13 protein-coding genes are annotated in these 16105 nt (G+C 43.7%); 5 read left to right on the top strand and 8 right to left on the bottom strand.

What is annotated here, in order from left to right:
- Nucleotides 1–77 precede the first annotated feature (77 nt).
- A complete protein-coding gene (locus MSG34_RS07335) occupies nt 78–818 on the top strand; it encodes an ABC transporter permease (RefSeq protein WP_017066929.1) in 741 nt (246 codons plus the stop codon).
- A gap of 2 nt (nt 819–820) precedes the next feature.
- Nucleotides 821–1498, top strand: a complete 678-nt coding sequence (locus MSG34_RS07330) for an ABC transporter permease (RefSeq protein WP_017062123.1) — start codon at nt 821–823, stop codon at nt 1496–1498.
- 71 nt (nt 1499–1569) lie between these two features.
- Here the strand turns inward: MSG34_RS07330 and xthA are convergent, their stop codons facing one another.
- The 3 genes from xthA to emrD all read right to left on the bottom strand — a co-directional run bounded on the left by xthA (nt 1570) and on the right by emrD (nt 6190).
- Nucleotides 1570–2376, bottom strand: coding sequence for an exodeoxyribonuclease III (gene xthA / locus MSG34_RS07325; protein ID WP_248336880.1), 807 nt, complete (start codon nt 2374–2376; stop codon nt 1570–1572).
- 169 nt (nt 2377–2545) lie between these two features.
- Nucleotides 2546–4636, bottom strand: a complete 2091-nt coding sequence (locus MSG34_RS07320; protein WP_248337241.1) for a S9 family peptidase — start codon at nt 4634–4636, stop codon at nt 2546–2548.
- Between the two features lie 348 nt (nt 4637–4984).
- Nucleotides 4985–6190 (bottom strand): multidrug efflux MFS transporter EmrD, encoded by a 1206-nt coding sequence (emrD, locus tag MSG34_RS07315; RefSeq protein WP_017065927.1) that lies wholly within the window; start codon nt 6188–6190, stop codon nt 4985–4987.
- Nucleotides 6191–6689: 499 nt separating this feature from the next.
- On the opposite strand from emrD, the gene MSG34_RS07310 reads away from it, so the two are divergent.
- A complete protein-coding gene (locus MSG34_RS07310) occupies nt 6690–8807 on the top strand; it encodes a methyl-accepting chemotaxis protein (protein WP_248336878.1) in 2118 nt (705 codons plus the stop codon).
- A gap of 128 nt (nt 8808–8935) precedes the next feature.
- Here MSG34_RS07310 and MSG34_RS07305 read toward each other — a convergent pair whose 3' ends face one another.
- The 5 genes from MSG34_RS07305 to dinG form a co-directional block, all read right to left on the bottom strand.
- Nucleotides 8936–10069 (bottom strand): cupin domain-containing protein, encoded by a 1134-nt coding sequence (locus MSG34_RS07305; protein WP_248336876.1) that lies wholly within the window; start codon nt 10067–10069, stop codon nt 8936–8938.
- A 50-nt stretch (nt 10070–10119) separates the two neighbouring features.
- Entirely contained in the window at nt 10120–10290 is a 171-nt protein-coding gene (rsmS, locus tag MSG34_RS07300) for a pleiotropic regulatory protein RsmS (RefSeq protein ID WP_017055021.1), read from the bottom strand.
- Entirely contained in the window at nt 10280–10828 is a 549-nt protein-coding gene (locus tag MSG34_RS07295; protein ID WP_048612727.1) for a primosomal replication protein, read from the bottom strand. Before MSG34_RS07295 ends, rsmS begins: the two co-directional genes overlap by 11 nt.
- A 22-nt stretch (nt 10829–10850) precedes the next feature.
- Nucleotides 10851–11630 (bottom strand): TSUP family transporter, encoded by a 780-nt coding sequence (locus MSG34_RS07290; protein ID WP_048616240.1) that lies wholly within the window; start codon nt 11628–11630, stop codon nt 10851–10853.
- A 129-nt stretch (nt 11631–11759) separates the two neighbouring features.
- Nucleotides 11760–13835, bottom strand: a complete 2076-nt coding sequence (gene dinG / locus MSG34_RS07285; protein ID WP_248336874.1) for an ATP-dependent DNA helicase DinG — start codon at nt 13833–13835, stop codon at nt 11760–11762.
- Nucleotides 13836–14348: 513 nt separating this feature from the next.
- Here dinG and MSG34_RS07280 point away from each other — a divergent pair.
- A complete protein-coding gene (locus tag MSG34_RS07280) occupies nt 14349–15365 on the top strand; it encodes a porin (protein WP_048607339.1) in 1017 nt (338 codons plus the stop codon).
- Nucleotides 15366–15439: 74 nt separating this feature from the next.
- Complete coding sequence (locus MSG34_RS07275) at nt 15440–16087, top strand: DUF2057 family protein (protein ID WP_248336872.1); 648 nt, start codon at nt 15440–15442, stop codon at nt 16085–16087.
- The last annotated feature ends 18 nt before the right edge of the window (nt 16088–16105 follow it).

Raw genomic sequence — 16105 nt, 5'->3', positions numbered from 1 at the left:
TCTAGCATCACTTCTTAAGGGAGAGGTTCTCCTCTCCCTGTCTTACCAACTTTTTCGCAGTTCTGTTGGAATTCATTATGTTTGATTTACAAGGATATGAAGCGTCGATCCTGAAAGGGGCGGTGCTCACAATCGAAGTTGCCTTGCTGTCGCTAATTTTAGCTATGGTTCTTGGTATGCTAGGTGCCTTAGCAAAACTAGCGCCTTATCGCTGGGCTCGTGCTATCGCAACCCTCTACACAACCGTTATTCGAGGCATTCCTGATCTCGTCTTGATGATGCTGATTTTCTTTGGTGGACAAATCCTTTTAAACAACAGTTTGTATTCCATCAATGAGTGGCTCAATGAGTGGTTCACATCAAGTGATCCTAACCACGAATGGACCGCTTACTTACCTGATTATATTGATGTCAGTCCATTTGTTGCTGGTGTCTTAACCATTGGATTCATCTTTGGCGCTTACATGGCTGAAACCTTCCGTGGTGCGATCATGGCGGTTGATAGCGGTGAAATGGAAGCAGCAAAGGCCTATGGCATGGGGCCTGTTCTAGCGTTCCGTCGTATTCTATTACCGCAAATGATTCGTCACGCACTGCCGGGTTTTGGTAACAACTGGTTGGTTTTACTTAAAACTACCGCGCTGGTTTCCATTATTGGCCTAGAAGATATGGTGCGTGTTAGCGCACTGGCAGCGGGTTCAACCAAAATGCCATTTACCTTCTATATGACAGTGGCGATTATCTTCTTATTCTTCACCAGTGTTTCGACGGGCTTACTTAAGCTGGTTGAACGTAAATTCAGTATCCACGCGAGGTAGTTATGGACTTTTCATTGATAATTGAAAGCCTGCCGATTTACCTTGGTGGTTTGTGGACAACGGCTTGGATGGTTTGTGTCGCTTTGATTATTGGCTTATTCGTAGCCATACCATTAGCGATCGCTCGTAATAGCCCAAATATGCTGATTAACGCTCCGGCTTGGTCATTCATCTATTTCTTCCGTGGTACGCCGTTATTGGTGCAGTTGTATCTGATTTACTACGGTATGGACCAATTCTTCCCAGTAAAAGACACGCTATGGGAAAACGCTTGGTTCTGTGCTCTGGTAGCATTCATTCTTAACACATCAGCATATACAGCAGAGATCATTCGCGGTGCTATTAATGGCTTACCTAAAGGTGAAGTTGAAGCAGCAAAAGCGTACGGCATGAGCACACCAAAGACTTACCGCCGAATCATTTTGCCAAGTGCTCTACGTCGTGCATTACCGGCTTACAGTAACGAAGTTATCTTCATGCTTCACGGCTCTGCGGTAGCTGGTATCGTAACCATTATGGACTTAACAGGTGCAGCGCGTTTGGTTAACTCTCGTTACTATGCTCCATTCGAGTCTTTCCTAACGGCAGGTCTGTTCTACATGGCGCTAACGTTTATCATCATCGCGATTTTCAAATTCGCAGAGAAGCGTTTCCTTGCTTACTTAAGACCCCTTAGCTAACCGCACGGCATCCATACAGTTAACAAAACGGCGCTCATTGAGCGCCGTTTTTTATTTGCAGACTTTGTTGTTTACTTAAACGTTGACCAAATCGGAGCGTGATCTGACGGTTTTTCAATGCCGCGTAGCTCGTAGTCGATGCCAGCTTCAGTACACTTGTCAGCAAGCTTTTGAGTCGCAAGGACTACATCAATACGCAGGCCACGGTTGTCCACGAAACCTTTTGAACGGTAATCAAACCACGAGTATTGATCGTTCACTTCAGGGTGAAGCATACGGAAGCTGTCTACGAAGCCCCAGTCCATCAATGTTTTCAACCATTCGCGCTCTTCTGGTTGGAAAGAACATTTACCTGTCTTTAACCAACGTTTCGCATTAGGTTCACCAATGCCGATGTCTGCGTCGATAGGGCTGATATTAATGTCGCCCATTACGATCACTTGCTCATCTTTGTTGTGATAGTCGTTTAGGTAAGTCATTAAGTCTTTGTAGAACTGACGTTTGTACGGGTATTTTGTTTCATGCTTGATGTTATCCCCTTGAGGGAAGTAACCATTTAGCACGGTAACTTTTTCACCATTTTCATCTTCAAACGTCGCCATGATCATGCGTTTTTGATGATCTTCATTATCTGTTGGGAAACCCTTCTGCACAGAGATAGGCTCTTGCTTACACAACATTGCCACACCGTAGTGGGCTTTTTGACCGTGGAAGTAAACCTTGTAGCCCATTGCTTCAACATCAGCAATTGGGAAGGCTTCATCGTGCACTTTTATCTCTTGCAGACCAATCACGTCGGGTTGGTGTTTGTCGATAATAGCTTGCAGTTGGTGAAGGCGGGCTCTGAGGCCGTTGATGTTGAAGCTAATTACTTTCATTTGTTTTTATACCTCTCGTAAACCTTTGTCACTGCTTGTCTTTAAAGGCTTTTGATTTGGTGGATTTCATGGTTCATCGTATTTAACCATGCTTGATAATTTCTGTCGCCACTTTGTAGAGACAAAATGGCGACATTAAATGATGTGAATACTTACAGTTACGCAGAATCTATTGAGTCTTTATTAAATCCAAAAAGAACGCGTATTCGAGTGCGTCTTCATTTAGTCGTTTAAATCGACCAGAAGCGCCACCGTGACCGGCTTCCATATCGGTTTTGAACAGCAACACGTTGTTGTCTGTTTTCATCTCACGCAACTTCGCGACCCATTTCATTGGCTCAAAGTACTGTACTTGTGAATCATGCAGGCCTGTCGTTACCAACATGTTCGGGTAGCTTTGCACTTTTATATTGTCGTATGGTGAGTAACTTAACATGTAATCGTAGTAGGCTTTATCGTTTGGGTTGCCCCATTCGTCATACTCGTTGGTGGTTAGAGGAATCGATTCATCGAGCATGGTTGTCACAATGTCTACAAACGGAACATGTGCACCAATACCACGGTACAGTTCTGGTGCTTGGTTGATGATTGCTCCCATTAATAGACCGCCAGCAGAGCCACCAACGGCGAACACTTTATCCTTAGCGCCATAGCCTTCTTCAACAAGCTCTTTGGTTACATCAATAAAGTCGTTGAACGTGTTTTGTTTGGTCAGTTTTTTTCCATCTTCATACCAAGGGCGACCAAGCATTTCTGAACCGCGGACATGTGCGATGGCATAAACAAAACCTCTATCTAGTAGGCTTAGGCGAGTTGAGCTGAAGGTCGGTTCGATGGTAGAGCCGTAAGACCCATAGCCGTATTGGTAGATTGGATTAGTGCCGTCTTTCTTGAATAAGTCTTTACGATAAACCAAAGAAACAGGGACTTGCTTACCATCGCGGGCCCTAACCATGATTCGCTCTGATTGGTAGTTATCCGCTTCAAAATCACCTAAGACGGGGGTTTGCTTCATGAGCTCGGATTCACCTGTACTTAGGTCGAAATCATAATAAGTACCTGGCGTGGTTAAGCTGCTGTAATAGATACGAACTTTTGAGTTATCTAATTTATAGTTACTCGTTAGGTAAGCGGCAAATGCGGTGTCGTTAAATTCAAGTGGGAACTCGTAGCCTGTTGAGAGTTGGCGAACTTTCACTGTAGACAAGCCATCCGCGCGTTGTTCGTAAACAAGATGGTCATCAAACAACTCGAAATCAACAAGCTGAGTATTATCGTCTGCTGGGATGACATCGACCCATTTTGAGCGATCATGCATCTCTTCAGCTGTGACTTTCATTAAACGGAAATTGACCGCTTGGTAGTTGGTGTAGATGTAATACCAATCACCTAGCTTAGCGATGCTGTACTCTATGCCTGTCTCTTTTGGGTAGAAAGCCTCAGCTGTAGCCTTTGGGTTGTTGGCATCGATGACTGAAACACCGCTGGTTTCTGTGCTCGAGTGCCAAATATAGACCTGTTCACCATCTTTGCTTTTACTCAAAGAGGTGTAGTAAGCGCTATCGGTTTCTTCGTAGATTAACTCATCGCTTGCCTGAGCGGTGCCTAAAACGTGGCGGTAAACTTGATAACCCAGCAATGTTTGTGGATCTTTCTTGATGTAGTAGAAGGCTTGGTTGTCGTTTTGCCACGCGATTGCACTTGAAGCGCCTTCAATTTCATCTTTTAGGTATTCACCTGTCGTGAGGTCTTTGATCTTGATGGTGTAAATTCGGCGGCTCAGCGTATCTTCGCCATAGGCCAACAAGTTTTCGTCTGGGCTGATCGTTAAGCCACCAATACTGAAGAATTCATGCTCTTTTGCTAGCTCGTTAACATCTAAGATGACTTGCTTGTCTGTGCCTAAAAAGTTTTTTTCACGCAGGTGAACTGGGTATTCGTTGTCACCTGTGACCTTATTCGAGTAGTAGTAACTGCCTTTGCGAACCGGTACCGAATTGTCGTCTTTGGCGATTCGGCCTTTAATCTCTTCAAATAATTGTTTTTGTGCTGTTTCTGTATGTTTCAGCACTGTATCTGCGTACTGATTCTCTTGTTCAAGTTGTTGTAAGATCTCTGGATCTTGGCGTGCATCATCGCGCATCCAGTAGTAATCATCGATTCGGCTGTCACCATGAATCGTCATTGTGTGAGGGACTTTCTTAGCAACGGGTGCTTGGGTTTGCTGAGCGACGAGTTGTGATTGGGAGTAGTGGTTCATGGTTGAGATTCCTTGATTGCTGCATCCGGCGACAAGCGCTATTGATACGGCTAATGTGGTTAAAGCGATACGCATCTGTATATCCTTAGTCTGTACCTTACTCGTTTTAATGCCAGCATCCTTGGTTGTGAGAGTTCAGGTACGTTGGTGTTCTTCCAGTGATATTATTTATAATTGGATTCTGGATATGCACCTTCATCGTAAGTGTCTGTTATTGTTTTCAAAAAATCAAAGCAATGTTAAATGAAATTACTGATACGTGAGAGTGGAAGGAATAATGTGCAACAAAAAGGGACACACTGTTCAGTATGTCCCTTTCCTTTGTTTGGGCAGGATTCGAGCTTTACGTTAAATAGCCAATGGCATTTCATTTGAGTGGTCAGGTTTACGATTAACCCAACGTAAACCAAGCATAGCGATGAATGACATTGCAATCATCAAGCAACCGAGTGGCAGTTGGTCTTGAGCTGGGAAGAACGATGCCAATAGTGTTGCGATGCCAGCACCTAGGTTTTGCATTCCACCTAAAATCGCACCTCCAGTACCAGCGTGGTAGGGGAATGGCGAAAGTGCCCCTGTTGTCGCCGCAGGGAATAATATGCCAGCGCCCAAGAAGTAAATGGTTGCACCGCCAATTAAGGTTAATGCTGTTGTTTGACCAAACAGACCCGGTATCAATACCACTGTTGAGCCTACCAAGATAGCTACTAGACCAACATTCAGTGCGCGGCGCTCAGAGCGACGTTGTGCGATGTAACTAGATAAGCCAGCACCGACTAAGTAACCCGGAATAGGCAAGACAAACAACAAGCTTACTGTGGTTGCCGGTAAGCCAAGCACGCCACCAAGCAATACACCTGCAGCTGCTTCAAATACGGCTACACCAGCAAATGTTGCGACCAATACCAATAAGAAACCTTGGAAACGTTTATCAGACAGAACGAATTTGTAGCTGTTGGCAACCGATTCATGCTTGCGTCGTTCTTTCGGCAGTGTTTCCATCATGCTCGTCATCATAGTGATCACAACAGCAATGCCGAACAGCGCAAGGAACAAGTAGCTAGAACGCCAACCGAAAACTTCGGTTAGGTAACCGCCTAATACAGGAGCCATCAATGGTGAGAAAATCACACACATGCTAATCAAGCTGTTTGCACGGTGCAGTTCTGCGCCTTCAAAACAGTCGCGAGTCAATGTACGAGACATCGCACCACCACAACCGATGCCCAAACCTTGGATAAAGCTGCCCGCTAAGAACCATTCATATTCGTGAGCGAACAATGCTACCAAAGTACCGATGATGTAGATGATCAAACCAATCACGATGATCGGTTTACGACCTAGGCGATCAGAAAGTGGGCCGTAGACAAATTGCGACAGACCATAAGGGATCAAGTAACACGCCATCACCGCTTGCAGTGAAGATGCCGAAACTAAGAACTCACCTGCCATATGACCGATAGAAGGCACGTACATCGTTTGAGTCATTTGACCTACGGCAGTCAGAATAGCGATTAAAAAGGTAAGTTTCGCTAATGGAAACGAGGCGGACATTTGCGTATCTCTCCAAAAATTAAGACGTAAAAAGCCTTAGCGCTCCATTAAAGGAGAGCCAAATGAATAAAGTGATCAGGGAATCTAGGCGCGAGATATTAGAGCTTGATTGCAGGCTTAGCAATCAAAAAGTGTGAAGTTGAGCAAGATAAAAATCTATAACTTGGATTATAAAAACTAATCCGAAATCGCTGCGTTTTAAAGAGGGAGAGGGTGGAGAGGGCTTCCTTTAAATATCGCTGTTTTGGCTATGTCCAAAGCCCTAAAACCTAAGCAACATAGCCAATGATTATATGAGTACATCATTTGAAATCACAGAAAAAAGGAAGAAAACACGCTCTATTAACATTTGTGTAAACTTTCGTTTTATATGTAAGCAATTTGTGCTGTAATTATCCGCTAAGCTATTCGTCTAACTTATTTACATTGTGTACAGCAATTCGTTGTCGGTGTGATAGTTATGGTTATGGAAGTCTTTTGGCTTAAATAAGGATATTAAATGCGCTCTCTATCGGTACAGTGGAAAATAACCCTCTTAGCAGGTTGTTGTTTAATCATTACGTCACTGTCTCTTATTGGTTTCTCGATCTACAACGCGACGAGTAATCAACAAGTCATCAAATCTCAAAGTTCAGAATCAGTTATCAATAAAACTCAGCAGCTGCTGGCGTCTGTTTCTCAGCTTAATGCTCAAGAAACTCAACGTTATGTAGACGAAGCTATTTACCGCGCAGAGATGCTTGCGGCCAGTGCTCAGTTTCTAAAAAACAATGCAGACGAAAACTTTACGCCAAGTGAAGAGCTTCGTACCGCCTTGGATGAAATGGTTCGTCGCTCGGTTTTAAACTTCGACTCTATTCAAGGTGCATATCTAGTTTTCAAGCCTGATTTACTCGATAGTGAAGATGCGAATTATGTCGATGCTGACTATGTTGGCTCTAACGAAAAAGGTCGTTTTGCTCCTTATTGGAAGGTAGCAGATAACGGTGAAAATGTTCTAGCGAACGTTCTTTCAGAATCGATCTTGAATGATGACAGCAATAGCGAACGTTTTTACTGTCCTTTGTCTTCAGGGCAAACATGTATTAGTACGCCTAGAGTGGTTAACAGCGGTGGTGTAACACTACTTACGTCCTCTATTTCGGTACCCATCTTAGTCGACGATGTCGCGATTGGTTTTCTTGGTATTGATCTAAGACTCGATGGTTTAACCAGTGTGATTACTCAATCTGACCAGAGCTTGTTTAACGGTGCGGGCAAAGCTTACGTGGTTAGTCTAGATGGTTCAGTCATCGCTTCTGATGATTCAAGCATTGCAGTCGGTTCAACCTTCCAAAGTGACAATACAAACAGTGATTTAATGACCGACTTTATCTTTGGTGGTGAAGTGACAACGCAATGGAGTGAGAACGGTGAGTGGTTACTTGCCTTTGCACCTGTTGTTGCGGCTAACCAAACTTGGGGTGTATTGTTCGAGATCCCAAGAGAGAGCGTCGTCGCTGATGCCAACAAATTGGATTCCATCATTAGTAATAAGCTAAGTGAAGGCATCAAGACGGAAGTAATTGCAGGTACCGTATTCATTTTGTTCGGTTTAGCTATTATCGCATTTGCTTCACTTTCAATTGTGAAGCCTATTCGACAAGTGGTCGAGCGACTTAATGATATTGCTTCTGGTGAAGGGGATTTGACGCAGCGTTTAGAGGTTAAGTCTCAAGACGAAATTGGTCAGCTATCTAAAGGGTTCAACTTATTCTTAGATAAGCTACAACACACGATTAAAGAAGTCATTCACACCACTGAGCAAGTGGCGAGTACGACAAGCCAGGCTAAAGCATCGGCATCAAGCACTCGAGAAAGCAGTGAATCTCAATTTAAAGAAGTCGATCTTGTGGCAACAGCGGCTGAAGAGATGACCCAAACAGCGGGCTTAGTGGTACAAAACGCAGAAGTGGCCGTTGATGCAGCGTGCGAAGCGAATCGTTCTGCTCAACAAGGGCAACAAGTTATTGAGCTTTCAGCCGGTGAAATGAGAAAGCTGGTGGAACGTATGTCGAGTGCTGTTCCTATTGTTGAAGAGTTGGCCAAAAATAACGGCAACATCACCGAGATCTTAAGTGTGATTGAGGGGATCTCTGAGCAAACTAACTTACTGGCATTGAATGCGGCGATTGAAGCGGCTCGTGCTGGCGAACAAGGCCGTGGCTTTGCTGTTGTTGCGGATGAGGTAAGAAACCTCGCAAGCCGAACACAGTCATCGGTTGGTGAGATCAGAGCGGTGATCGACAAGGTTCATGCTGGAACTCAAGATGTCGTTGAAGCGATACAAGAAGGAAATATACTTGCAAACGACACTGCGCTACACGTTCAAAAAGCAGTTGAAGATCTGGGGTCGATCTTTACTTCTATTGAGGCGATCAGTGATATGAACAGTCAGATCGTTCGAGCAGCTGAAGAGCAACAATCGGTTTCCGGTGAAGTAAATCAAAGCGTGGTTAATATTCGCGATTTGAGTGCGAAGATCTTGGAGCAAGCCGCGGCTTCTGAGCAAGTGGGTAATGAAATTGATCAACTGTCTCAACAACAACAAAAGTTGGTCAATCAGTTCAAGGTATAGTTGTTCAAGGTATAAGCATTAAGCCTTAACCAATTCTCGAATAGAAAAAGGGACAAATGAAGATTTCATTTGTCCCTTTTTTTAATTGTTTCTATAGATGCTAGTCAATAACCAGCGGTTGACGCTGCTTACTCTTCGATAAACCAGTAGCCTTTGTTGACCAGTTCAGTCACGACAGTTACGCCCGAAGGAGATAGGGCAGTAGCCGAGGTAATCATGGTCTCATCGCAAAGTATGTTGAGTAACGAAGAGTCCGCTTCATCAACCTTAACCACTTCGCCATTGATGTAAGCCGTGTTGCTTTCATTTTCGTGGTAGAGCGCTTTTAAGCCTGATACTCGGTGAATCTCACCTTCAGACTCTAAGTGTTGAGCGATCTCTTCTTGAGTCCATAGTGGCTCTGGAGCAACGATATCAAGCTGGTGGCGTGATTGGCTTAGCAGACAACCCATGAATTCACTGATGGTTTCAGGTTGCTCTAGTGCAGATTTCAACATGTCTGTGAGATTGCTTAAATCCGATGAACGAATTTTTCCGTAGCCTTCTTGCGTTTTGAATTCTGGATCGTGCAGGTGAACGTCTCCCATATCATGAGCAAGCACAAAATCGGCAAAGTTGCTGATCAGCTCTTGTTCTTTAGGAGAGCGGTAGCCAATAGAGTAGCTCATTGACGGCTCTAACGTGTTCCCTTCATGAGGGAAACCCGGTGGGATATAAAGGATATCGCCCGGCTCTAAAGTTTGATCAATGATCGGGTCAAAACCTTCAATTTGACGAAGTGCAGACGCTTGAACAGTCTCTTTGTATTGGCCAACATCTTTAGCGCCCACCTTCCATTGACGTTTGCCTTGACCTTGAATGATGAAGACATCGTATTGATCAATATGTGGGCCTACGCCGCCTTCAGGTGCTGAGTAGCAGATCATGAGATCGTCGAATAACCAGTTTGGTAACGCTTGGAACGCCTCAGCCAGTTGATTTGCGCCTTGGTGCCAGTGGTTCGCTGCTTGAACGATCAGTTGCCAATGAGTTTCGGTTAATTCGCCAAATTTTTCTTCGGAGAATGGGCCGTGTTCTGCAGTCCACTGATTGTCGAGGTTAGAGACAAAGCGAGAATCCACTTCTTCTTCCATCGATAAACCAGCAAGTTCTTCCGGCGAAATTGGGTCGACGAAGTTTTGGAAGCCACCCTTTAAGATGGTTGGTTTTTTATGCCAGTAGTTTTCAAGAAACTCGGGCATAGAAAAGCTAAGTTGGTACATGTGAATCCTGTATATTTTTATGCTAGATGCTAGATGCTAGATGCTAGATGCTAGATGCTAGATGCTAGTTTGGCTTGTAAATCTTGCTGGACAATTTTGATTGCTTCTAACGCGACTTTTGGATCGATTTCGTTGCTTTCGAGCAGATAGATCAGGTCGACAGCTAACTTAACTTCTTCTGGTGCGTTATCCAGTGGTGATGGTGTGTTATCAGTGTTCATTTCGCTTAGGGTTCTCTAAGTTAATCAGTCTCTCAATATTTTTCATTGAGTCTTCACAGCGTTCTAATCGTTCTTTGGCTAACTGCCAAGCCTCTTCCGCTTTTTTCTTACTGTGGCGAGGCGCAGAATCAAACGCTAACTTTCGTACTCGTACTAAATCGACCAATCGCTTTTGCCAGTCTTGGTGCTGAGCGAGTTCGTTGTATAGGTCGTTAAGGGTTTTCCCTGACTTACTTTTTCGGTCCAAGCGTAAATCGTGGTTGGCTAACTCTCTTTGGATTGCTGCAATCTGATTGGTCAGCTTTTCTGTGAGGTAGTTGGCTCTGGATGCGGTCAGTTGATTTGTGGTTTGTTCACGTACAATGGTGCGGTACGTTGCCTGAGTTTCAAGTGCATAGGGAAGCAAAACAGAGGCGCCACATTTAAATAAGGCTCGGTCAAATAAGGCTTGATGATATGCCCCTCGAGATTTATCAACCTGAGAGCAATGACCAATCAAGGTATCAATGACACTTTTTAGCTTTGAAAATTGATTCATTTCACTTCCCGTTGGCTACTGCCTATAAGTTCACAAACCAAGCTTCGTATGCCAGTTTAATCGCAAGTACGCTTACTACGGTAACAAACACAGGTCGTATAAATGTAGCACCGAAACGAATAGCAGAGTGAGCACCAACAAACGCTCCGGCCATTAAACAAAGACCCATGGTTAAACCTAGAACCCAATCAATATGACCAAGAATCGCGAAGGTCACCAAAGAGGTAAAGTTACTGGTAAAGTTCATGGCTTTGGATAGACCAGAGGCAAGTAAGATGTTTAAGCGGTAAAGCGCCATAGAGCTTACCGTCCAAAACGCGCCAGTTCCTGGGCCTGCAACCCCATCATAAAAACCAAGAATGAACCCTTGGTACTTTTGTTTTCTCTTAAGTACAGGGCAAGGTTTAGGAGACACGTTGTGATTGGCATTCGGTGTCTTATGAAAAATGGTATAGACCGCTGCGGCAAGAATGACTAACGGTAATACCTTTTCTAACCACTCGGTGCTAATAGCGTCAACAGTGAGTGTGCCGATGGTCGCACCTATTAAAGTAGATATGAATGCATTGACCCAACACTCAGGCTTGAACAGCTTTTTACGGTAGTAAGTGAATGCAGCTGTAGATGAAGCGAAAGTCGCTGCAAGCTTGTTAGTACCCAATGCAATGTGTGGCGGTAAACCAAGTGATAGTAAAGCTGGAACGGTTAACATCCCTCCGCCACCTGCGACAGCATCAATAAAGCCTGCTGCAAATGCAACCAGAGCAAGTATGACCAACATGGTTGGCTCAATCATTTCCATAAATAGCTAGTGTTCTCGTTATCGGCTGATAGGGCAGCCACATGAAAAATCGATGGATTAGTCATGTTGGGTTGTGAATGCAAGGGCCTAGCGATGACAGGCCCATAACTACCTCGAGGGCAGGGGATATTAGTATTTTATTGTTCTTTTAAAAGGCGGTAGTGAATCGAGTAGGGACTTTCCGTATCGCTTCGTTACTATGCGTCTATCAAGGATCGTGACTTTACCAGAATCTCTTTCCTTACGCAGTAGTCTACCCACAGATTGAATAAGCTTTTTACTCGCATCTGGAACAGTAATCTGCATAAAAGGGTTACCACCGCGTGATTCAATATATTCTGAATGTGCTTGCTCTACGGGAGAGGTAGGAACACCAAAAGGAATCTTAGTAATAACGAGGTTTTCAAGAAGCTCACCCGGTAGATCAAGACCTTCAGAAAAGCTGCCAGTTCCAAAAAGAACGCTGGTTTTACCTTGATCTATTAGCTTTTTATGTTTTTTTAGGATTTCAGTTCGTGATGTATCACCTTGAACCTGCAATGCCCACGACTTTTTAACGAAATCTGTTGCTAAAGCCTCTGCAACTTTATTCATTTGCCAGTAAGAAGAGAATAGAACGAGATTGGCTTTTTTGTCTTCTATTACCTTAGGCAAAATTTCAATAAGATATTCGGTAAACTGAGGTGCTTGTGGTTCGTACTTCATTGCCGGAACGATCAGCTCAGCCTGATTCTGGTAATCAAACGGTGATGCCAAAGCCAAAAACTGTACGCCATCTTCTGCTTTTTGGCTGATACCAGCTTGATGACAGAAAAAGCTGAAAGAGTTTAGTGCTCTCATGGTCGCAGATACTAATACGGCACCCACACAGCGGCTCCAGATTTGCTGATCCAGTTGCCAACCCACCTCTAGTGGTGAAACATTCACAACGAAGTCGCCTTCGCTTTCTTTGTTTAGTTCGAGCCAACGAGCCAAAGGAGCGCCTTTTTCTCTCTTCGGTTCAGCCATTAAGCGCCAAACTTGAGCAAGGTTCTCTGTTCTTTGTATATAGAAGCCAATTTCTGCGAGTGCTGGCTCTGCAAGCTTTGCTGAAAGTTCTCCGTCTTTAACTCGTTCTGCAATTAGGTCTGCAATCTTCGCAACGGCTTGGCTCGCCTTTTGCGTGAGCTGCTTGAGATCTTTAGATTCATTTTCAAGCCACTCTGGTAAGTCGCCATGTTCGAAGCGATACAAGCCGTCTTCAAAGTGGTTAGCGTCAAACTGTCTACTCATTTGAGTCAGAGTAGGGATCAGCTGTTGCACTGAGTCTTGCAGTTCATTTCTAAATCGGTGGACACGCTTTTCGTCAGCGAGGCCTGACAGTTTTGTAATGGATTGGTTCAAACGCTCCAACCATGACGCCGCGCCTTTTAAGCTCGCAGCCGCAGAAGAGTGATCTCTGGCTACATGCGGTAAATGGTGAGCTTCATCGAATATATAGATGCTATTTTCTGGCTCAGGCAGTATCACACCGCCGCCTAAGTCAGCATCAGCCATCACTAAACTGTGATTGGCGATAATCACGTCTGCTTTATCTAACTCTGAGCGCGCTTTCTGGAAAGGACAATCTCTATGCGTGGGCATACTGTTGTTACAGCTGTGCTTATCACTGACAATCATCTGCCAAATCATATTTTCGATGGGTTTTGGCCACGAATCGCGGTCACCATCCCATTTACCTTGGGTTAGGCTGCGGTACATGGTTTGCAGTTGGTCGATATCCTTTTTCTTCGGCTTAGATTCGAACATTGCCATTTGTCCGCCATCAACCCCGCAGGCAGCGGCTAGCTTTTCGGAACAACAATAACGCTGTCTGCCCTTCGCTAATATGAAAGAAAACTCTCGATCAGTCAGTCTTCTATATAGAGGGAGATCTTTATTGACGAGCTGTTCTTGTAGCGCAACCGTCGCTGTCGATATGACTATTTTTCGATTATTGAGCACAGCGACAGGAATAGTAGCCATTAAATAAGCCAGTGATTTCCCGATCCCTGTCCCCGCTTCTGCAACAATCATGCGATTGCTTTTGTGGTATTGACCACAAAGTGTCTTCGCTATTTCTGCAACAAGGTAATTTTGGGCACGGCGAGGTACAAAGTTGTCCAACTGATCTTGGAGGTTTTGATAACTGGTGCGAATAGATTTTTGAATTTTAGTAGTTAGCATACTGTGACCTACGTAACGGAGCGAGGATAGTAGCACATATCACTAGTCGGTACATTTACGGTGAAATAGCTTGCTTTTGAATCAAAGGTAGATCTTGTTCACAAAAAAAAACTGAACCATCAGGAACTTAACTATTTTATTTATGTTGCGAAATATAAATATTAAAAAAGACTGGCTTGTAGGCGTTAAGTTCTGAAATATGGCGTTTATGTGAGTTAATTGTGGTGTTAAATGCTGTTTTGTTCTTTTTTTGGATTATTATATTTCCTGATAAAACTAAGGATAAGTTGCTCGTAAAACAATGAAAAAAAATGTAAGTGTTTGATTTTGATTGTTTTGTGTTTTTTTTAGGTTTGCTTTTAGTTTATTTGACACGCAGGATAATCTTTTGCAATCTAGACCTCGAAATTTAGTGACGGTGATTAACCAACAAAGAGTGGTAATGACCAGTCATAAAAATAAAAGGGAACCGGGCAAGGATCTCCCATTCTTAGAAAAGGCAGTGGATTTATTATGAAAAAGACTCTATTAGCGCTAGCTATCGCAGCTACAGCAACTTCTGTAAACGCAGCAGAAATTTACTCTAACGACGATACTAAAGTTAGCCTAAAAGGTGAGGTAGATATCTACCTATCTCAATCTGAAGTAGACGAGACTCTAACTAAAACAGTTAAGAACGAAGCTGACGTTTCTACTTGGGCTAAAATCCAACTAGACGCTGAGCAAAAACTAAACGACACATTCACTGGTTTTGCTTCTTTCGAAATCGAATCTGATGGTAGCGATGCTAAATTTGATGACGTACTAGTTGGCTTCAAAACTGACACTTGGGGTATGGCTTTCGGTGAGACTGGCGACCTAGCAGAATCTGCAGACGCTATCCAGAAAGACGATATCACAAACGAAGGTAACTACATGGGCTCTACTGGTGGTCACCACCGTGAGTCTACTGGTAAAGGTGTAGTATTCAAAGGTCAATTCGTTGAAGGTTTCACTATCGTAGCTGACATCAACACTGACTCTACTGAAGATGTTGATAACACATACGGTATCTCTGCTGACTACGCATTCAGCAACTTCTCTATCGGTGCTTCTTACATCACTGGTGATGCTGAGAAAGACGTAGATTACTCTCTAGCTGGTGTTTCTGCTTCTGCTGAGTTTGGTGGCCTATACCTAGCTGCAACTTACGCACAATTTGAAGGTAACAAAGGTTACGGTTACTGGAAAATCACTGACGTTTCTGGTAAATACGGTAACGGCGAGACTATGGGTGTAGCTGCTGCTTACCAAATCGACGCAGTTCGTCTATACACTACTTACGCAGTAGCAACTACTGACGAACTATCTACATCTTCTGGTACTGAGAAGATCTCTGATATCGATTCTACTAACCTAGTTGTTGGTGTTGACTACGCATTCCGTGACAACATCCTATTCCTAGCTGAATACCAAACAGGTGATTTCGAGTACGATTCAAAGACTCTAGATGCTGACGGCGTTATCGCTGGTGTTTACTACTCATTCTAATTAGTAGTTAACTATGCTATACAAAAGCCAGCGTTAAGCTGGCTTTTTTACATTTATTGATAAAGGAATCTTACATGAACAAGTGGTATTTGAGTATTGTCTGCCTATTCTCTGCACCATATGCAACGGCTGCTCTTGATTTAGCTTCTGGGGTTTCACTAAATACTTTGAACGGTGAGGTTGTTGAAAGTGCAAAAGATGCGGTATTTGCTCCAGGTGAAAACCAACTCGTTCTAGATTATTCGGGGTATTTGAGCAATAAAGGTAAGCGCGAATTCATCAGTACAGTACCTTACATTATGGTAGTTACTGTTCCTGAAAATGCAGATGTTGATGTTGATCTCGTAAGCCGAAAATATGAGAAAATCGCAAAAAATATGGATAGAGAGCTGCCGATTTTTAATGTCTCTGTAGATGGTAATGATGTAGAAGTCGTGCAAGAAATTTTACCGCCATCTAAAGGCGCACTTCCGTACAGCGATATTCCTCAGCTGGTTAAAGACTACAACCAAGAAAGAGGTTTGGTTTTCGACTCAGGAAAGATTCGCTCATTGAAAGAAGAACTCGCGGCAGTACAAACTGGTGCTGTGGTTGGTGCGACTGTTGCTACTGATAGCACGGTTCAAGAGTCTGAAAATACGCTTCAACTTAAGCTATGGTATTCAAGAGCTAGTGAAGAAGAGCGTAAAGCATTCCAAAAATGGTTAATTGACCAGAAGTAAGACCTAAAATTTTTTAAA

It is taken from the genome of Vibrio sp. 1CM2L (genome assembly GCF_023161695.1).
GTDB classification, from domain to species: Bacteria; Pseudomonadota; Gammaproteobacteria; order Enterobacterales; family Vibrionaceae; genus Vibrio; species Vibrio coralliirubri.
Note: the sequence above shows the minus strand (reverse complement) of the source record. Positions and strands in the feature narration are given on the sequence as shown.